An 18,975-nucleotide genomic window follows, 5' to 3' on the forward strand; every position below is an offset into this window, starting at 1 on the left:
TTAATTAAACCAATGATGCCCATGACCCCAACCGGGACGTGGGCCAAAACCGTGTTGTTGACCAAATTGCATTAAATCTTGAATATCGATGTCATCCGCATTGGCCCGCAACTTATCTAATAAATGTTGTAACTGATCGCGCTCATCATCCGTCAGATTACCAAATAACTGATCCGCTAAATCACTCGTTCCTTGCGCGCGATGGTCCGCCATCTCACGACCACGGTCACTTAACCGGACGATCACCACCCGTTTGTCATGCGCACTTGGTTCGCGTTCAATCAAGCCCCCGTCTTCTAACCGATTCAACGTGGCACTAACTGAACTTGGTCGAATATCCAAGATCTCAGCAATCTCAGCATTGGTTAAACCAGCGGGTGCATCCGCCAATACCCGTAAAATTCCCATTTGACCACGCTCAGAACCATGGTCTCCAAAATGAAATTGTTGGGCAACCGCCATGACGAAGGCCCGATTTTGAAATAACTTCCCAAAACTACTAAATAAATCACGATTATTAACTGTCATGAATTTTTGTCCTCCTTGATTTGAATGATGCTTATGTTAGCACGATAGTTAGATAAATGCAACAAAAGCTAACTAATTATATAAACATTTTTTTACCTGTCCAATTGCGACTTCACCGCAACTATCATTAACGATATTGCTTTTACCTCAATTATCAAGACTACGATTTGCACGATAACTTAAAAGTCCGCTCTTTCTGACCAGCAGTTCTCAGAAAGAGCGGACTTATTACTATTCAATTTAGTGTAATTAATTATTAATGATGAGTTCGGCCGGCAAAGCAATACTTTGCGGATGATCAATGGTTGGAATGCCCAACACTTCACCAGACAACTGATGCTCCTGCCCAATCAAAAGTGGAACAGGCCGTTGCGCAGCCAAATAAGCTCGACGCATCCCCACTGCAATGTCATCACCATTAGTCAGTACCGCGGTCACTGGTTCAGTAAGTTGGGCAAAATAGGTTCCAGCATGCTCGCCATCTTCCGCCGTAATGATTCCGGTATACAATAACTTCGGTGACAATGTCCGCTGATAAACTTGTTCATAGGCCCCAACCATCGCCTGTGTCGTGGCACTAACCTCCAGCGGTCGACTTGTTAATATCGCGATTCGCTGATGATGTCGCTGTTTTAAATACGTAAACGCCTCAACATACGTCGCTGTACGCTGGGCATAGGCAGCTGGTAAAGAATAGTCATGGGGATTTTCACACAATACGATTCGTCCGTAACGCTGATAAACTGCAAGTTTTTTTAATGGCAACCCGTGGGATGTAAAAATCAGTGCATCATAAGCATGCTGACGGAGTGCCTCCAAGTATTTCAACTCTAATTGCGAGTCCCATTTGGATGGTAGTAATACAATGTGATAATTCGCAGCAAAAGCAGCTCGCATAATTCCATGTAACAGTTGAGTAAAGTATGGATGATCAACATGCGGCAGCACAACTCCAATAGTTAACGTTGCCCCCCGACTCAGGTTACGAGCTACGGCGTTTGGAACATAATCTAATTTGTTGATTACCGCTTCAATATCTCCACGAGTTTTGGCAGAAACATAATTTTGATGATTCAGTACGCGCGAAACGGTGGAAACTGAATAACCAGACAAACGGGCAATATCATGAATGTTCGTCATCAATATTACCTCCCGATTAAATGTGACAAGGCGTAAGCCACGCCATCTTCATCATTACGTTTGGTCACACGATGCCCATATTGCTGAATAGTTGAATCAGCATTGCCCATTACAATTGGTAAACCAACCGCCCTCAGCATTGGCAAATCGTTTTCACCATCACCAAAGGCAGCTATCTCATTAGTTGTTAAATGATATCGTTCTTTAATAAATGCAATTCCACGAGACTTTTGTGCCTGAGCACTAGTTACTTCTAAATACGTCTGTCCAGATAATTTAACACTAGCGTAACTACCGACCAATTGTTTAAGGGCCATTGCGAGTGTTGCCATAACATGTTTGTCTAAGGTCATAATCATAATTTTAAAAATAGCTGCAGGATATTGCCGAAAGTGATCTGTATAACTCGTAATCGGTGTTACTATTTGTCCCGTCAGCTGCTGTTCTGTACGAGTCCCAGCATCAACTTTTTCCGTCACCCAATCCGTTTGCGTGTAACAGCTCAGGCTAACTGTCGGCGACTCCGTCTTAACAAACTCGAGCACTTGTAATGCTAATTTCTGATCTAACGGGGCTGCTTGTAACGCCTTAACTTGATTCTGACAATATTCAAAAATCAAACCACCATTAAAGCCAATCTGGGGACCTGTTAACCCTAGTGCCTGAATTGTATCACGCATTTCAATAGGTGCGCGAGCTGATACAAGCGTCATTGGTAAGCCACTTTCTCGCACTGCTTGAACAGTTTGTGGACTCACAATTCCTTGAGAATTCAATAGCGTCCCATCTAAATCTGAAAACAAATAATTAATCATGCCAATGTACTCCCGTCAATTATTTTATTAATCTTACCCTTAGTATACCTGCTCAAACGCGTTCGAGAACAAGCCCGATGACAAAAAAACTCGCGATATTTTCGCGAGTTAAAAAGGTTAGCTCAATTAAATGAATTCGGTAACCTGCGTACCAGCGTAACGCGTTGTCGTGATCGGTTCGCTAGCCGCCTTGCCAAGTGCTATAGCCATCACTGGTACATAGCGCTTGGCATCCAAGCCAAAGGTCGTCGCGACTTTATCTGCCGCATAACCCGCAATTGGATTAGCATCATAGCCATGTGCGCGGGCAATCAATAGTAATTGCATTGCGGCCATACTACTATCAATCATCGCATCGGCTTGTAGAAATTCTGGACTCGCATTTTCATACATTGGTAAGAACGTCTTGAAGATTTGATCCCGCTTTTCCGGGGTAATGCGTCCTTCTTCACAAGCTTTATTCCACACGTCCCGATAGACCAAATGCGATTGCGTATCGCCTAGGACAAAAATCATGGCTGAGCAAGAATCAATTTGTGGATAATTAAACGGCATTAAAACCGACTTTGCTTTCGCCTTACCGTCCGCACTATCGGCAACCACAAAGTGCCAGGGTTGCAAGTTGCATGCTGATGGTGCACTGATTGTCTCATCAATAATCGTTTGCAATTCTTCACGGTCAATTTTGACAGTCGGATCAAACTGCCGTACTGATTGGCGGTTAAACACCACGTCTTTAAAATCATTATTTTTAATATTAGTCGTCATGGTTGTTGGCATCCTAAACAACTCCTTTTTTAAAAGTAACAAATTCATTAATCAATCTTATTATAACTGATTTTGTATTTGTTTTCACAATTATTTTGAAATCGCTATCATTAGCACCTATTATTCCGACCAATATTTATTTTTTATGCTCATTACCTGGGGTCATCGTTTATACCAGTATTACTTATGCTTGTCGGACTTGTAGTTCCGTATTTGTATTTATATTAGACCACTCCCAATTGTACTGTTAATCTTATTAAACCAATGGACTATACCAATAAAAAGCGGTTGTAATAGCGCTTTCACCACTGTACAACAATGGTTGCACTTATTCAAAACTATCTTTTTAGGGGGATTTTGTACATGAAGAATTATTTGCAACGTATGGGCCGTTCACTGCAATTACCCGTTGCCGTTCTACCCGCAGCAGCTTTACTTGTGGGAATTGGTAACTGGTGGGCATCTGCTAGTAACGACATCGTCGCACACTTCTTACAAGCCGGTGGTAACGCTGTTCTGAGCCAATTACCACTACTATTTGCAGTTGGTTTGGCACTCGGTATGTCAAAAGATAAAGATGGCGCAGCCGCTCTTGCTGGTTTAGTTGCCTTTGAATTACCAACTAACGTTTTAAAACCAGAATCGGTCGCCACACTCTTGAATATCAAGGTAGCCACTGTTAATCCAGCGTTTGGTCAAATTGGCAACGTCTTCATTGGGATCATCTCTGGTCTGATTGCCGCAGCTCTTTACAATCGCTTCCACGAGACCAAACTACCGATGGCTCTTTCATTTTTCAGTGGTAAACGTCTAGTCCCAATCTTAGCCGCGCTGACCATGTTATTAGTCAGCGTTGCGCTTCTCATTGTTTGGCCGCCCGTCTATGATGCATTAGTTACCTTTGGCAAATTCATCGTGGGTCTCGGTGCCGTTGGGGCCGGTCTCTATGGCTTCTTCAACCGCCTATTGATTCCAACTGGGTTGCACCAAGCACTCAACTCCGTTTTCTGGTTTGACGTTGCTGGCATCAATGATATTGGTAAATTCTTAGCACACAAGGGGATCAAGGGTGTGACTGGGATGTACCAAGCTGGTTTCTTCCCAGTCATGATGTTTGGTTTACCAGCTGGGGCCTACGCGATTTACCGCAATGCGTTACCAGAACGTAAAGTTGAAACAGCATCCCTGATGATGGCCGGTGCGTTTGCGTCCTTCTTTACCGGTGTGACCGAACCATTAGAGTTCTCATTTATGTTCGTAGCTTGGCCACTCTATGTTTTACACGCAATCTTCACTGGTTTATCGCTAGCCTTTGCTGCCTTCATGCACTGGACAGCCGGTTTTGCCTTCTCCGCCGGGTTAGTTGACTACATTTTAAGCCTTAAAAACCCGATTGCTAATCAACCTTTAATGTTAATCTTACAAGGATTGGTTCTAGCCGTCATTTACTACTTTGGCTTTGACTTCGCAATCAAGAAGTTCCATTTGATGACACCGGGCCGCGAACCAGTGACAGCCGATGATGCCGATGATTTAGCCATCGCCACTGATGCGGATGATGACAAATACACACGTCAAGCCAAGCAAATTTACGCTGCGCTCGGTGGTGCCGATAATTTAACGGTTGTCGATAACTGCACGACCCGTCTCCGATTGCAATTAGCCGATACGTCAACCATTAATGAAGCCGCTATCAAACACAGTGGTGCTGCTGGTATTAACAAATTAGACGACCATAATCTACAAATCATTATTGGGACCGAAGTCCAATTCGTCGCCGACGTGTTGAGCCACTTAAAGCTCACGAACGCACCCATTACTAAGACCACGACTAGCGATGAAGCTGTTGCGACAGCACCAACTGCGACTAATATCACTAGTGGTGTGACCACCGACTTTTACAGCGTCGCTAACGGTCAGTACGTAGATATTGAAAACGTCGCCGACAACACATTTGCTAAGAAGATGTTGGGCGATGGCTTCGCAATTGATCCCGCAGACGGGACGATTACGACGCCGGTCGACGGGACGGTCAGCACCGTCTTTCCTACCAAGCATGCAATCGGTTTTAAAACCGATTCAGGGTTAGAAATTCTGCTGCATATGGATATTGATACCGTTGAGTTGAACGGTGCTCCCTTTGAAGTACTAGTCCAAACCGGTCAACCCGTTCACCATGGCGAAGTAGTTGCCAAAGCTGACCTGGCAGCGATTAAGGCTGCTGGTAAGGCCACAACCATGATGGTTATCATCACTAACATGGATGCTGTCAATTTGATGAAATTCAAGATGTTGACCAACCAAGTCAAAGTCAGTGATGAGATTATGTTGGTCACGACGAAATAACTTGTTACATGCGCCAATTATATGAATAGCCCCCTACGTATTTGATACGCAGAGGGCTATTTTCGATAATCTAGTCGCCGGACAATTCTTTAAATTTCCCTTAACGTAACTCATTCGCCATTTAGCAACGTTTACCGGCAATTATGGATTATTCAATTAACTTATTTTTCCAGAATTATACGTCATATGAATATTATCGCCACGAAACTAATATGGTATGCTAAAACGATTGTCACCTAGCCTCGGAAGTCGGACGAACACGTGTTGATGAACTGCAATCTAAACTAACAGCACGCCTTAATCATGATTTGCACGAAGCGGTGACTAACCGAACCTACAATAATTATATTTTGGTATTGCTCAGCATGCGCTAAGCTAGAAAGGAAAACCAATGTATTTTGGCGATTTAATTTTCATTATATCTATCATCGGTGGTCTCATCAGTTTAGGACTGATCATTTATTTGATTGCGAAATTCGTTAAGTAAGATAATGACCTGCTAACTGATCATCGGCCGTTGCAAGTCGTTTTTTGCAACGACAGCCTCACACCTCAGCTGCGAACATCGTCACCAAGTCATCCGTCCGCAATGCTTGCTTTTCGGCACCACGCACGTCCAACTTGATCTGACCATCCTGTACCATCACTAGCCGGTCGCCGTATGTCAACGCATCGCTCATTTTGTGCGTAATCATCATCGTTGTCAGATGATTGGCCGTCACGATTTGTTGGGTCAGCGCCATCACTTCCGCACTCGTCTTCGGGTCAAGCGCCGCCGTATGCTCATCCAGCAACAACAGCTCTGGTTGGCTCAAGGTGGCCATCAGTAAGGATAAGGCTTGCCGTTGCCCCCCGGATAAATACTTCACTTGCGTATTCAGTCGCGCTTCTAACCCCATATTAAGACTAGCCAGCAACCTTAAGTATCGTTCTTCCTGTCCACGTTGGCGATAACGGCGCAGACTCAAGCTCCCCGTATGACGTTGGGCTAACGTGAGATTCTGGGCCACACTTAGTTCGCCAGCGGTACCCAACTTAGGATCTTGGAACACCCGGGCCACCCACCGTGACCGATACGCAACGGGACGATTGGTCACACGATGATTGGCTAGTGTAATCTCTCCAGCATCCGTATTTAACGTTCCTGCAATCGTATTGAGCAAGGTCGACTTGCCGGCGCCGTTGTTCCCAATAACCGCCACAAATTCGCCAGGTTCAATCGTTAGATTCACGTCCTTTAAGACGTGCCGCTCGTTTCTGGTTCCGGGAAAGAAGACTTTTTGCAAGTGTTGGACGTTCAGAATAGTTGGTTGTGGCATGTTGATCGACTCCAATCTCTTTAAGGTACCGGCGTAACTGCCGTTTTGTCCGGTATTTATTTTGTAATAGTGGCAAGCAGATGACGATGACAAGAATCGCCGCTGATAAAATCTTTAAGTCATTGACGGGGAAACCTAAGCCCATTGCCAAAGTCAACAAATAACGATAGATAATGGCGCCCACGACCATTCCAGTCAAACGGACCCAGATTTGACGACCATGTAAGAAGATTTCACCAACCAGGACTGAAGCCAGCCCGATGACAATCGTCCCAATTCCCATCCCAATATCCGCGTAACCGTTACTCTGTGCAATCAGACCACCCGATAAAGCAATCAAACCGTTAGATAACATATAGCCAATAATGACCATCCGATCGGTATAGATTCCATTCGCAGCACTCATCGCAGGATTATTACCCGTTGCCATCAAAGATAGTCCCAAACGCGTCTGGAATAACCAAATCAACCCGGCCAGGACGACCAGCGTAACCACAGACCCAATCACGATGGTTTGTAAATTCAAAGACCAGCTCGCTGGTAACCATCCCATCAACGTTTTCTGGTCAAGCAAGGGAATATTCGCTTTGCCCATAATGTGCATGTTGATGGAATATAGTCCCGTCATCGTCAGAATTCCGGCCAATAATGACGGCATTTTAAGCTTAGTATCTAATACCCCCGTGACCCAACCGGCCAAACATCCGGCGACAAATCCTAATAAACTCGCCACGATAGCTGACTGTCCGGCCAACATGCTACTAATCGTCACGGCAGCCCCTAATGGAAAACTACCCTCGGTGGTCAAATCAGGGATGTTTAAAATTCTGAAAGTGAGGAACACCCCGATAACCAGTGGCGCCCATAATAAACCTTGTCCAATACTCGTGATTAACATATTACCTCGCTCCCCTCTTATGGTTGCTTGATTGTACTTGGTTGTAAGCCGATTGCCTTAGCATTCGCTTTATTGACGTAGAGGTGTAACTTGTCAGCTGTTTGAACCGCCATTGTTTGCGGCTTTTGCTTCTTGATTAAGACTTGGTAAGCCATTTTTCCAGTCTGTTCACCTAATTCGTAATAGTTAAGACCATACGTCGCAGTCCCGCCATCTTCAGCCATTTCAATCGAACCCGTTACCACTGGTAGCTTTGCAGCCTTGGTCTTCTGACCAATCGTCTTCATCGCACTCGCCATCAAATTATCGGTTGGTAAGTAAAGGCCAGATATTTTACCCGTCAAACCGGCCAAAACACTGGCAACGTCATTAGTACTCGTTGCGCTAACGACCTTTAAGTTGATACCGTGCTTTTTCGCGTAAGCCTTCGCCAACTTGACTTGTAGCACTGAATTTTCTTCTGACGAGTTATACATAATCCCCAACGGTTTATAACCTGTACTCATATTCTTCAATAACTGTAATTGTTTGCCGACGGGCATTAAATCGCTCGTGCCGCTCACATTAGTTTGGGGCTTCGTATCACTTTTCACCAACCCCGCCGCTTTCAAATCGGTTACGGCCGTAACCAAGGTCGGCACCGTCGTCGTTTTCTTGGCTAATGCCTGAGCAGCTGGCGTTGCGATGCCAACTAACAAATCATTTTTCTGTTGGACGATTTGTTGGCTCATTGTATTCAAATTACTCTGATCACCCTGTGCATTTAGATAGTGATACTTGACCGTTATTTTACTGTTATGCGCTTTTAATTCTTTTTGTAATCCGGCTTTGAAGCCCTTGCGCGCTTGGTCTAGTGAACCATGTTGAACCACCTGTAAGATGCCCACCGACACGCTTTGCTGACCACTCGTTGCTTGTTTGCCACAACCAGCTAATAGTAACCCAGCACCTAAAATTAATACCCCTAAAGTTGTTTTTTTCATCTTGAAACGCTCCTTAAAAATTGTCTGGTTCGCCCAACGTTCATCAACGTCTTGATGAACCGGACTGAAAACAAAAAACACCAGTTAGATTCTGGGAAGAATCTAACTGGTGTTTTATCGGGCCCGATATTTTTCCAGATAGATTGTCCCTGCATCTACCTGGCGTTTAAGTCATGTTGAATAACTTTAGCTCTCGATAGATACAAACGCGTTGCGTGCGCTTGTATCCATCAAACGAATACAAACGCTATCCAAAGAAAAAGCTAAAGGCAAATTGATTATTTAATTGAAGGTTAGTTGCTAATGACATATTAGTCATCCTCCGTTTCAATTTATAGCTAATAGTAAACCATGACGACACCTAACTTGTCAACTGCGAACCAGTAAAAAATTTAAGTGCAATTGGTCAAAGTCCCCGTCACCCAACTGATACACGCTAACTTATTTATCTGGCGTATCACTCAGAGTCCAACTCAAGGTACCTTGATAAGTATCAGCGTAAATACCTGGTTGCGCTGATAATCCGATTCCCTTCGTTGTCGACCAATCGTCAGTGACTATCGTATCGGTCGTCCCCGCGACTTTTTGTCCCTGTTGGACCAACGTCGCTTGATTCGTTAAGACGGTCTGTGCACTACCATCACGGTAAACCAAATCGCCCTTCAACGTCCGTCCACTGACCGTTGTCGATGTCAGCGGCGTGGCACTAACGTACAAATACCACTTAGCCCCGGTCGCCCGGGTATCAGTCACACTGATGGCTAGTGGATTAGTCGGTTGATAGACTTGTGGTGTCAACGGCACCTTTAAATCGCCGAAGCTCATATTGGTCGTTAATTGACCAAACGACAGCGTCCCTGCTAACTTAGTTACTTGTAGCGCAATTTTATCAGATGTTAAGTCGCTGGCGCTCGTCGCATAGATGTGGACCGTGGTACTCTGATTATCAGCGAGCCCCTTGAATAACGCGACCAGACCGCTCTCACTTGCATGATAAGTCATCGTGTCATTAGCGTTACTAGGATTCGTCGCAACCACGCCAGCCTGCTTAACTAACCAATTAACAGCATCGCTATCAGACGTCAACGCCGCTAGATCACTCACGGACAAATTCACCGCTGTACTGCTACTTTTGATTGTCAGCGGTGGTATCGTCACGTCCTTAGTCACCGATTCGGATTCGCCATAATCGGCTTCTCCCGTCTGCGTTACTGTGACTGAAGTGACCCCACTGAGGCCATCATTTAACTTAATTTCATATTTGCCATCACTACCGATTGTCGCCGTGTACGACTTACCATTAATTGTCGTGCTGACGGTATTACCGGCAATCCCAGTTCCTGTCAGAGTGGTATCCGTCGTTGTTGGCGTATTCAGCGTCGTATTAAGGCTAATCCGATTAAACACTGCCAAGCGGTACGTGGATGTCTCACCCTTTACTGTAGTTAATCGAAACCCAATATATACTGGCAAATTATCCTTTAACTTACTCATATCGACTGTCAAAGTCTTGCTAGTATTCATCGATACCGTACTAGAACCAGTCGCCATATTTGTCGGAGTCTTGGTCACTAGTGAAGTTCCAAATTCTTCGGTTGCTTGCTTATAAAAGACATCGTAATATAGCGTTTTAATCTCCGAACTATTCGCAAACAACGAACCACTAAAGGTCAACGTTATTGTGGTAGTCTTAGTCGATATACGTCCCTGATCCGCATAGTTGGCCGTCACTTTGGTTAAGCTTGGATATATCCCAATTCCACCCGAGATATTGAACCCAACGACATCACCGCTATTAAAGTAAGTGTAGTACTTATTACTCGAATTAGCGATTGTCGTTGTCGCAGACGTCACGGGCGCCGCTGCCTGACTCGTAATCGCTAGCATGCTGATAAACGCTAAGCAGCTCAGTAACAGCATGCCTAGCTTAATATGCCGCAGTCGTTTCACGTGTTCGCCCCCCTTTCACGCATTAACTTAAGCACCTGCCACCCTAATAAGAGTGCCATTAAGGTCAGGAACCCGAGCCACTGATAATAGTGATTCGCTTGGACCCCGGTTTGGGGCAAACGGCCCGTTGCTAGTACCTGTTGCCACTGACCGACAAAGCGATTGGGCGTGGCTTTGACAGCCTTCGTTGCGTACACAACGTCGCCCTGCGGAATTTGTTGCACCGTCGTAGGCGTTTGTTTGTCCGCTGAACGTGACGTATAGAACTGTATTTGTGTCGACGAAGTGCCCACCGTCTGAGCAGCTCCCCCGATGGATGGTCCTAGGCCGATTAATAAGCCCAGTAAGCCCCGTATCAACAGCCATCGTATCATTTGTCAGTCCCCCTTTTTTACCCAGCTACTAATTGTTCATGACGCTTAGCAGTCCCAAACTAAACACCGAGCCGATTGCTGTTAATCTTGGGATTGCCGCCGCTTCTTCAAGAAAAGCACTAACCACAAAATCAGTAAGACTACAATCAACATGCCCAGTGCGCCCAGACCAATCAACCACCAGATACTGATGCCGTTATCATCAACCGTATCCTGGTTATACGTCTTAGCCGTGGCGGCACTAATCTTGAAGTCGCGGTCAAAAGTCCACTTATGAGCGCTGTTGTGCGCAACCAAGTGTAAATGATACGTCCCCGCTTGAAGCTTCTGTTTGTTGAGTAACAATGGGTAATTAAACGTCGTATTAGGCGCCAACATCACGCCTTGTTTGGTCGCCTTTACGACGGTTTTGCCACTATCTTTGGCTGTGACCGTCGTCTTCATGGTAACCCGTGGTATCATCACTGCTGCAGTATTGCGTAACGTCACCACGATACTCCGGTGATAATTAACCATTCCAGCAGCGACATCGCTTAGTTTCAAGACGGGCGTGGGCGCAGTCCCTAAGCTGTACTTGATGCCCACCACATAAGAATATTCACTGCTAATATTCGTAGCACCCTTCACTTCACCAGTGACCTTTTGATCGACGCGTTTAAAATACCAACCACCTAACAGGGCACCGTTAAAATCCTTAGTCGGCATGGTCGTTTGGGCACTGACCAGCTTAGAACCGTTGGCTGGAACTGTCACCGTCGTTGGCCCCTTGATTTTAGTCAATTGGTCGACCCGATACTGCAGTGAGGCATCATACTTTTTCGCCGGGGTCACGTATTCAATTGCGCCGCCACTGTTGGTATATGCCGTATGAATCCCCATTGCAACGCGGATATCCCGGTTAGTCGTATTATAGATTCGCGTCTGCAACGTTTGGGTCTGCCCTGCCGTCATTTTGAGGTCAAAAAACGTTGCCTGTTTATCAATTTGGTTTTTCGGCGTTTGGGCCGCGACACTAAAACCAATATTATTACTGGTGTCCGTATTGGCTGCCTGTGCTGGAACCACCGCGGACAAGCCGCTGATCATCACTAAGATGGCCCCTAACCACCGCATCATTTTCTTCATTATTGCGTCCCCCCGTCGATTATTATGTAAAAGAGACGCCCACTATTACGTGGTCATCTCCAAGTTCATTAATTTAATTATCTGCTGATGATGTTAATGTCCAATTTAGGACGCCCTTGTAAGTCGTAGCGGCCGCCGTGTTAGCCACGACGTTCAACTTGACTGCAGCCGGATCAAGCAAGTCAGACGTAATCCCCGCCCCACTCCTATCCGCTGCTGTCATGACATTCCCAGAAGTTGTCCCCGTAAAGGACGCCCCGGCACTAGTTGAAGCTTGACTACCTAAGTCAAGTTCAACAGCTTGTCCGACCGCACCATTACCACCGGTACTGCCGTTGCTAGCTTCCGATCCGGAAGAAATGACCGTCCCTGCAGGTAAGGAGACCGTGGCCCCCTTAAGCGTACTTAAGTTACCATCCGTGCCATCCGCAGCGGCAACACTCAATGTCCAACCCGCATTCGTCCCGCGTTGATCAGAGACTTGTAAACCAACTTTACCCGTTGACCCCATGGTGACCGTGCTACCATCGCTACCAGTCAATGCTTTATAGCTTTGGTTATTGATCACGTCAATTTCATGCGAACCGAAATCAAGTTTACCGGGCGCATAGATCAGTGACAAACCAGCACCGGAATTGGCACCGTTATCGCCATCACCAGGCTTAGGGTCAAGTGGTTTCGTTGGGTCAGTCGGATCGACCGGATCAACTGGATTAGTGGTATTTGCCGTAAACGTTGCCGTTGCATTCGTCGTCCCACTCCGATTTTCACCATCGGCCGCGTGACCAACGATTGGCGTTAAGGCCCCCAATAAAATGGTACTGGTCATGAGTAAACTGCCTACTACTTTTTTCATATCGTGCATCCCTTTAGTTTGCCTAATTCATTAACTGCACTAATAATTTACCACACTTCCCAACAATTACAACCCCTTAATCTTTGAGTTGCTTCTTTGTTAACCCGTGAAAATCAACCAGGTCAACTGTTCCGGCCGTATTTTGTATGCAGTATTAATTTTTTGTTTCATCATTTTTACATTAAAAAACGTTCTATCCGCTGTTTTTCTAATACTTGTACAACATTAATAAAACAACAGATAGGGATTTAATCCAATTAATAATAATTTTTTTTATTGTGACGTTCAGGTCAGTCTCGTTCTTCTTGATCAGTCTCGGTTTGCTATCAATTTTATTATCCGGTCTTAAATTTGTGTGTACCGCTCAAAACCGCATGGTAATAACGAATCTAATCAGTTATCGCTACTCCTCACAAGTACTAGTTAGTTGCCGTAATTTCCCATTAGCTAGCGAATGTCCTGTCTATAAAACATTCAGTCGACCGCAGCCTTAAGTAACAATACGTCGAAAAAAAAGACTCAGGATTGAATCATCCTGAATCTTTTTTGTGACCACACACTTTCACCACGCCCTATAACTTTGTACAACGCGATGTCTTTAGCCACCTAATCTCCAATAATAGACAATAGCCGCCAGAGCTAATCACTGACCGGTTGTACTTCAAAACCTGCTGCTGTCAAGACTTGGTTAACATCGGCGGCCTGTTCACTATTCACGTGGAGCTCAATCACTTTTTCAGCCTGGTGATTTACGACCATTAACGTCTGAATACTTAAATCGTGTTCTGTTAAGACCTTTCCGATGGCAAAAATTACGCCGACATGGTCATGATGGACCACCACCCGAGTTACGATTCCCGGCTGGCCGTAACCAGCAATATTTAAGAACGCATCCAAGATATCATTATTAGTAATGATGCCCACAACTTGGTCGCCCGTCATGACTGGTAGTACGCCGATCTTATTTTTCCGCATCGTTGCAATCGCTGTTTCTAACTGAGCGGTTGCTGCGACAGTTTGAACCGCCGTTTCCATGATTTGATCCACCGTCGTCTTAGTAAGTAAGTAAGTAATTTAATTCATACACCGACAAACTCGTGGCCTGTGATGGCATCGCACGCTGAATGATACCATGCGTGATCAAGCCGACCATTCGATTACCTGCCATGACGGGTAACCGATGAATCGCATTTTTCTTCATTAATTCGACCGCCACACTGATCGTCGTTTTAGGACTAACAACGACCAGGCGTGGTGTCATATAATCTGCAACACTCATACTTAACCCCCTAGATAAGCTTTCTGAACTTCTGAATTAGCTAATAATTCGGAACCCCGACCACTAAGCTTGACTTGTCCACTAGCTAAGACATAGCCGCGGTCAGCGATTTTCAGGGCTTGATTGGCATTTTGTTCAATTAGTAAAACCGTCGTTCCAGCCTGATTGATTGCCTTGATGATCTCAAAGATCTCATTAATAAAGATGGGCGCTAATCCCATTGAAGGTTCGTCAAGCAACATCAGCTTGGGCTGCGCCATCAGTGCGCGGCCCATCGCCAACATTTGTTGTTCACCACCTGAGAGCGTCGCGGCATCTTGATGCCGACGTTTCTTCAAAATTGGAAAGTAGTCGTAAACTTGCTGATAAGTCTGAGCCAATTGACCCCGATCCTGCCGTAAAAAAGCACCCATTTGTAGATTTTCTTGAACAGACAGGCCGGGAAAAATATGGCGTCCTTCAGGAACTTGCGAGATACCCGCCCGCACAATTTTAGGAGCGGCCGTCTTTTGGATGGGTTGATCCAAATAGTGAATAGAACCACTGACCGGACGCATCAAGCCAGATATCGTGTGCAACAACGTAGATTTCCCGGCGCCGTTAGCACCAATCAACGTAACGATTTCACCCTGTTGCACGTCAAAACTAACACCTTTGACTGCCTGAATCGCGCCGTAATTAACGACTAAATCACGTACTTTAAGCATTTACACCCCTCCTAGATAGGCCTTGATAACGGCCGGATCATGTTGAATGGCTTTTGGCGTCCCAGTTGCCAGTAACGCCCCGTGCTCCAACACGTAGAGCCGCTCGACTACGTTCATAACTAGTGACATGTCGTGTTCAATTAGCACAACGGTAATATGAAATTCTTGTTGAATTCGGCGAATCAAGCGCGTCAAATCCGCCGTTTCTTCGGGATTCATACCCGCTGCGGGTTCATCAAGGAAGAGTAACTTGAGCTTCGTCGCCAGGGCCCGCACAATCTCTAATCGCCGCTGAATACCATATGGTAAACTCTTTGCGGGCTGATCAGCGACGGCGGTCAAATCAAACATCGCTAATAAGGCTTGCGCCGCCTGGGTCATTGCCCGCTCAGTCTGGTAATACTTAGGTAAGCGCAGGATGCTAGTCAAAAACCGTTCATGATAATGATTGGTCATTGCAATGCGCACGTTATCGAGTACACTCATCTCCTTGAACAACCGGATATTCTGAAATGTCCGTGAAATACCAACCCGAGCAATCGTAGCGGGCTGCTTGCCATTTAACGACACCACGCCCTGATCTGTGTAGAAACTAATGCTACCCGAACTAACCGGCGTTTCACCAGTCAACAAGTTGAATAACGTGGTTTTACCAGCACCATTCGGGCCAATCAAACCAATCAGCTCGTCTTGATCAAAATGGAGTGAAACGTCAGCAACGGCGGTCAGGCCGCCAAAGTTTTTGACCAACCCTTGTGCGTCTAATAACCGGCTACTCATGGTTAACCGCCTCCTTAGTTGATCGCCGTCTGAATAGACGCGTGAATGAGAACTCCCACGTTCCTAACAGTCCGGCTGGCTTAAAAATCATAATCAAAATCAGTGCCAATGAATAAATAATCATTCGGATCGTACCGAAGTTTTGTAAGATCGTGTCGAGCGCTCCTAATACGATTGCGGCTACGAAAGTCCCGGTAATACTGCCGACCCCACCGAGTACGACAATAATCAGAATCGCAATGGAAGCCATGATATTAAAATCACCCGGCGCAATCGTCTGAATGTAGGCCGCGTGCAACGACCCACCAATCGCCGCAGTCGCCGCGCCAAAGACGAAAGCGGCCAACTTCCAGCGCGTCGTATTGATTCCCATGGCACCAGCCGCCAGTTCATCATCCCGCACAGCCATCACGGCCCGACCACCGCGACTGTGAATAAAGTTGACCGTGATAATCGTTGTCAGACACATTAAGACATACACCGTTGCCCACGAAGCAAGTGCCGGGATATTGAATAACCCCGCTGCACCGTTCGTAATTTTCAGATTATTGATTAGAATCCGAATGATTTCGGCCGCCCCCATCGTCGCAATGGCTAAGTAATCACCGCGCAATCGTAATGTTGGGATGCCAACAATGACCGCCGCTACCATGGCAATCACCATGCCGACGATCATCGACAGATAAAATCCCGCGGGCGTCGCCATTGTTTGGGTCATAATACCAGTCGCGTAGGCGCCAATTGCCATAAAGCCGGCGTGACCAAGCGAGAACTGGCCTGCAAACCCAATAATCAGATTGAGTCCCACCGCCAATATAACGTTGATACCAATCGTCACCAGCATATTTTCAATAAACGAGTTAATGACGCCCATCAGCTCTAAACCGTCAATCACAACAAAGCCGATAACCATCACACCGAGCCACGCCATGTTAGTTTTCAAATTTGCTTTCATTAATTTGGCGCCTCCCTCAGACTTTTTCCTTGGTTCGTTTACCGAATATTCCAGCCGGCAACACGAGCAAAATAACAATTAAGACAAAGTAAACCACCGCGTCCTTGTATGCGGATAGGCCAATCGCCTGAACACCAGTCTCCAGGATGCCGATAATAAAGCCCCCCAATGAAGCCCCAGGCACAGAACCAATCCCACCAATCACGGCTGCGACAAAGGCCTTGATACCGGGCGTCATGCCCATCAACGGATCAATCGAATTATAGTATAGGCCAATCAAGACTCCGGCAGCGCCGGCCATTGCAGACCCTAATGCGAACGTGAACGAAATCGTATGGTTAAGATTGATGCCCACCAACTGTGCAGCTTCGGGATCAACAGAAACGGCCCGCATTGCTTTACCCATTTTGGTACGTTTGATAATTAATTCCAATAGAATCATTAATAGGCACGCCGTTCCTAAGATCAGTAGCTGCACATTCGATACCCGCAATCCGCCCCAGTGATAAGTCACCACTTTGATTGCTTGGGGAAATGAACGGGCACTCGCACCAACAAAGTATGACATTCCATTCTCAAGCAAGAATGAAACACCGATTGCCGTGATTAGCGCGGTAATTCGCGGTGAATGGCGTAATGGGCGGTACGCGAAATATTCAATAATCACACCACTAACTGCACAGATCACCATTGCGGACAGGAGCGCCGCAACAAAGTTAAAGTGTAGTGACTTCAAACTGTAATAGCCCCAAAAGGCCCCCAACATATAAATATCGCCATGTGCAAAATTAATTAATTTGATAATGCCATAAACCATCGTGTAGCCTAGCGCCAATAACGCGTAGATACTTCCTAGCGATAGTCCGTTGATCAATTGTTGTCCAAATGTCTGCATATGTGTTCCCCCACGCTTTCACTAGTCTGACTATTTGACGTTATAAACCTTGCTGACCACGCCATTCGTCAATTGTTCAATTGAAATCGTCTTTTCAGGATTATGTTGCTTATCGATAGTCGTCGTCCCAGTGACACCCTTGAAGTTCTTAAGTTTGGCTAAACCATCGGCGATTTTAACAGAATTAGCCGAGCCTTCCTTTTCGATGGCTGCTTTGATCATATAAACCGAATCATAAGCGAGTGCTGAAAAAGTTGGTGCGGTACTACCATACTTTGCCTTGTAAGCACTCATAAATTTCGAAGCAACTTTGTTCGTTGCCGAAGCCTTAGTAGAAAATGGCGTCGTGTAATAAACATTGGTAGCATTAGACTTGCCAGCAATTTGGGCTAATTTAGCATCCGCCATCCCGTCACTACCAACGATTGGAGCCTTGATTCCCGCTTGCCGCGCTTGCTTAACGATTAGACCGATTTCTGAATAGTAACCAGGCGCATATATGGCATCGATCTTTTTATGTTTCAACGCAGTTAGGATGGCATTAAAGTCCTTATCGCCCTCTTGGAACGTTTGGCTGCTAACGACCGTGCCCCGATACTGCTTCTTAAACGCCTTTGTTAGGCCCGTGCCGTAATCACTGGAGTTATCAGTCAAAATGGCGACGCGTTTCGCCTTCAAGTTCTTAGTCACAAAGGTTGCTGCCGTGGCTCCTTGAAAATTATTCTGATAGCAAGCTCGGAATATGTACTTTTGAACTTTGCCACTCTTTTGCAACGTATAATCCGGATCGGTCGCTGATGGACTGACTGATGGTACTGCCGCCTTAGTCATATTAGGGATCGCCGCAGTCCCGGCGCTAGTTGTCGCGGGACCAACTACGGCCACGACCTTATCGTTATTCACGAGCTGGGCAGCCACGGAAGCAGCAGTCGTGTTCGATGTCTTATTGTCCCGGATCACCAACTGAATTTTCTTCTTGGTCCCCCCAACCTTGATTCCACCGCTCTTATTGATTTTCTTGACGGCTAACTGAATGCCTTGCTTTTGCTGTTCTCCATAACCGGCCGCAGATCCAGACAATTCCATATTGACCCCAATTTTAATAGTCTTGCCAGGATTATTTCCTTGACTTGAACTTGATTTGGCAGTGGCACACCCTGCCAGTGTCAACGCCATCGCACCAAGTGCTGCAATCTTCATCGTTTGTTTTTCCCATTTTTTCATTAGTTATTCCCACTTTCGTTTTTTTATTGCTAC

The 18,975-nt window shown here is 45.9% G+C and carries 17 protein-coding genes and 1 pseudogene; 1 reads left to right on the plus strand and 17 read right to left on the minus strand.

Features of this window, described 5'->3' with window-relative positions:
• From ACOV1R_RS05645 to ACOV1R_RS05660, 4 genes are all read right to left on the minus strand, one after another.
• The gene (locus tag ACOV1R_RS05645; protein WP_003646052.1) at window positions 1–528 is read right to left on the minus strand and encodes a MarR family winged helix-turn-helix transcriptional regulator; all 528 of its coding nucleotides are present in this window, start codon (window positions 526–528) and stop codon (window positions 1–3) included.
• Window positions 529–777: 249 nt separating this feature from the next.
• Complete coding sequence (locus tag ACOV1R_RS05650) at window positions 778–1,668, minus strand: LacI family DNA-binding transcriptional regulator (protein WP_128484964.1); 891 nt, start codon at window positions 1,666–1,668, stop codon at window positions 778–780.
• Window positions 1,669–1,673: 5 nt separating this feature from the next.
• Window positions 1,674–2,483, minus strand: coding sequence for a Cof-type HAD-IIB family hydrolase (locus ACOV1R_RS05655; protein WP_003646054.1), 810 nt, complete (start codon window positions 2,481–2,483; stop codon window positions 1,674–1,676).
• A gap of 126 nt (window positions 2,484–2,609) precedes the next feature.
• Window positions 2,610–3,263, minus strand: a complete 654-nt coding sequence (locus tag ACOV1R_RS05660; RefSeq protein WP_015380857.1) for a nitroreductase family protein — start codon at window positions 3,261–3,263, stop codon at window positions 2,610–2,612.
• 351 nt (window positions 3,264–3,614) lie between these two features.
• Between ACOV1R_RS05660 and nagE the strand changes: the two genes are divergently transcribed.
• Window positions 3,615–5,597 (plus strand): N-acetylglucosamine-specific PTS transporter subunit IIBC, encoded by a 1,983-nt coding sequence (gene nagE, locus ACOV1R_RS05665; protein ID WP_021357239.1) that lies wholly within the window; start codon window positions 3,615–3,617, stop codon window positions 5,595–5,597.
• Window positions 5,598–6,142: 545 nt separating this feature from the next.
• Here nagE and ACOV1R_RS05670 read toward each other — a convergent pair.
• From ACOV1R_RS05670 to ACOV1R_RS05730, 13 genes and pseudogenes are all read right to left on the minus strand, one after another.
• The gene (locus tag ACOV1R_RS05670; RefSeq protein ID WP_033617702.1) at window positions 6,143–6,916 is read right to left on the minus strand and encodes an ABC transporter ATP-binding protein; all 774 of its coding nucleotides are present in this window, start codon (window positions 6,914–6,916) and stop codon (window positions 6,143–6,145) included.
• Window positions 6,813–7,814, minus strand: coding sequence for an ABC transporter permease (locus ACOV1R_RS05675; RefSeq protein WP_015380860.1), 1,002 nt, complete (start codon window positions 7,812–7,814; stop codon window positions 6,813–6,815). Before ACOV1R_RS05675 ends, ACOV1R_RS05670 begins: the two co-directional genes overlap by 104 nt.
• Before the next feature lie 17 nt (window positions 7,815–7,831).
• Window positions 7,832–8,797, minus strand: a complete 966-nt coding sequence (locus tag ACOV1R_RS05680) for an ABC transporter substrate-binding protein (RefSeq protein ID WP_128484963.1) — start codon at window positions 8,795–8,797, stop codon at window positions 7,832–7,834.
• Between the two features lie 441 nt (window positions 8,798–9,238).
• Window positions 9,239–10,747 carry a WxL domain-containing protein gene (locus tag ACOV1R_RS05685; protein WP_217203091.1) on the minus strand — a complete coding sequence of 503 codons (1,509 nt, stop codon included), beginning with the start codon at window positions 10,745–10,747 and terminating at the stop codon, window positions 9,239–9,241.
• On the minus strand, window positions 10,744–11,121 hold the full coding sequence (locus ACOV1R_RS05690; protein WP_015380863.1) for an LPXTG cell wall anchor domain-containing protein: 378 nt from the start codon (window positions 11,119–11,121) through the stop codon (window positions 10,744–10,746). Before ACOV1R_RS05690 ends, ACOV1R_RS05685 begins: the two co-directional genes overlap by 4 nt.
• 81 nt (window positions 11,122–11,202) lie before the next feature.
• Complete coding sequence (locus ACOV1R_RS05695) at window positions 11,203–12,246, minus strand: DUF916 and DUF3324 domain-containing protein (protein WP_003646062.1); 1,044 nt, start codon at window positions 12,244–12,246, stop codon at window positions 11,203–11,205.
• Between the two features lie 73 nt (window positions 12,247–12,319).
• The gene (locus ACOV1R_RS05700; RefSeq protein ID WP_128484962.1) at window positions 12,320–13,102 is read right to left on the minus strand and encodes a WxL domain-containing protein; all 783 of its coding nucleotides are present in this window, start codon (window positions 13,100–13,102) and stop codon (window positions 12,320–12,322) included.
• 639 nt (window positions 13,103–13,741) lie between these two features.
• Window positions 13,742–14,381 (minus strand): annotated as a pseudogene (locus ACOV1R_RS05705) (CBS domain-containing protein).
• 2 nt (window positions 14,382–14,383) lie between these two features.
• Complete coding sequence (locus ACOV1R_RS05710) at window positions 14,384–15,088, minus strand: ABC transporter ATP-binding protein (RefSeq protein WP_003646064.1); 705 nt, start codon at window positions 15,086–15,088, stop codon at window positions 14,384–14,386.
• Complete coding sequence (locus ACOV1R_RS05715) at window positions 15,089–15,868, minus strand: ABC transporter ATP-binding protein (protein ID WP_021357118.1); 780 nt, start codon at window positions 15,866–15,868, stop codon at window positions 15,089–15,091. It lies immediately after the preceding gene.
• Entirely contained in the window at window positions 15,861–16,823 is a 963-nt protein-coding gene (locus tag ACOV1R_RS05720) for a branched-chain amino acid ABC transporter permease (RefSeq protein ID WP_003646066.1), read from the minus strand. Before ACOV1R_RS05720 ends, ACOV1R_RS05715 begins: the two co-directional genes overlap by 8 nt.
• A 16-nt stretch (window positions 16,824–16,839) precedes the next feature.
• Entirely contained in the window at window positions 16,840–17,718 is an 879-nt protein-coding gene (locus ACOV1R_RS05725; protein WP_003642246.1) for a branched-chain amino acid ABC transporter permease, read from the minus strand.
• Window positions 17,719–17,748: 30 nt separating this feature from the next.
• Window positions 17,749–18,942 carry an ABC transporter substrate-binding protein gene (locus tag ACOV1R_RS05730; protein ID WP_003643351.1) on the minus strand — a complete coding sequence of 398 codons (1,194 nt, stop codon included), beginning with the start codon at window positions 18,940–18,942 and terminating at the stop codon, window positions 17,749–17,751.
• Between the last annotated feature and the right edge of the window lie 33 nt (window positions 18,943–18,975).

This window comes from Lactiplantibacillus sp. YT640, assembly GCF_049745435.1.
GTDB lineage: Bacteria > Bacillota > Bacilli > Lactobacillales > Lactobacillaceae > Lactiplantibacillus > Lactiplantibacillus plantarum.

Excerpts from the sequence above, each read along its gene's own strand:
- ACOV1R_RS05645 (WP_003646052.1), bottom strand. The coding sequence starts at position 528 with ATGACAGTTAATAATCGTGATTTATTTAGTAGTTTTGGGAAGTTATTT.
- ACOV1R_RS05650 (WP_128484964.1), bottom strand. The coding sequence starts at position 1,668 with ATGACGAACATTCATGATATTGCCCGTTTGTCTGGTTATTCAGTTTCC.
- ACOV1R_RS05655 (WP_003646054.1), bottom strand. The coding sequence starts at position 2,483 with ATGATTAATTATTTGTTTTCAGATTTAGATGGGACGCTATTGAATTCT.
- ACOV1R_RS05660 (WP_015380857.1), bottom strand. The coding sequence starts at position 3,263 with ATGCCAACAACCATGACGACTAATATTAAAAATAATGATTTTAAAGAC.
- nagE (WP_021357239.1), top strand. The coding sequence starts at position 3,615 with ATGAAGAATTATTTGCAACGTATGGGCCGTTCACTGCAATTACCCGTT.
- ACOV1R_RS05670 (WP_033617702.1), bottom strand. The coding sequence starts at position 6,916 with ATGCCACAACCAACTATTCTGAACGTCCAACACTTGCAAAAAGTCTTC.
- ACOV1R_RS05675 (WP_015380860.1), bottom strand. The coding sequence starts at position 7,814 with ATGTTAATCACGAGTATTGGACAAGGTTTATTATGGGCGCCACTGGTT.
- ACOV1R_RS05680 (WP_128484963.1), bottom strand. The coding sequence starts at position 8,797 with ATGAAAAAAACAACTTTAGGGGTATTAATTTTAGGTGCTGGGTTACTA.
- ACOV1R_RS05690 (WP_015380863.1), bottom strand. The coding sequence starts at position 11,121 with ATGATACGATGGCTGTTGATACGGGGCTTACTGGGCTTATTAATCGGC.
- ACOV1R_RS05695 (WP_003646062.1), bottom strand. The coding sequence starts at position 12,246 with ATGAAGAAAATGATGCGGTGGTTAGGGGCCATCTTAGTGATGATCAGC.
- ACOV1R_RS05700 (WP_128484962.1), bottom strand. The coding sequence starts at position 13,102 with ATGAAAAAAGTAGTAGGCAGTTTACTCATGACCAGTACCATTTTATTG.
- ACOV1R_RS05710 (WP_003646064.1), bottom strand. The coding sequence starts at position 15,088 with ATGCTTAAAGTACGTGATTTAGTCGTTAATTACGGCGCGATTCAGGCA.
- ACOV1R_RS05715 (WP_021357118.1), bottom strand. The coding sequence starts at position 15,868 with ATGAGTAGCCGGTTATTAGACGCACAAGGGTTGGTCAAAAACTTTGGC.
- ACOV1R_RS05720 (WP_003646066.1), bottom strand. The coding sequence starts at position 16,823 with ATGAAAGCAAATTTGAAAACTAACATGGCGTGGCTCGGTGTGATGGTT.
- ACOV1R_RS05725 (WP_003642246.1), bottom strand. The coding sequence starts at position 17,718 with ATGCAGACATTTGGACAACAATTGATCAACGGACTATCGCTAGGAAGT.
- ACOV1R_RS05730 (WP_003643351.1), bottom strand. The coding sequence starts at position 18,942 with ATGAAAAAATGGGAAAAACAAACGATGAAGATTGCAGCACTTGGTGCG.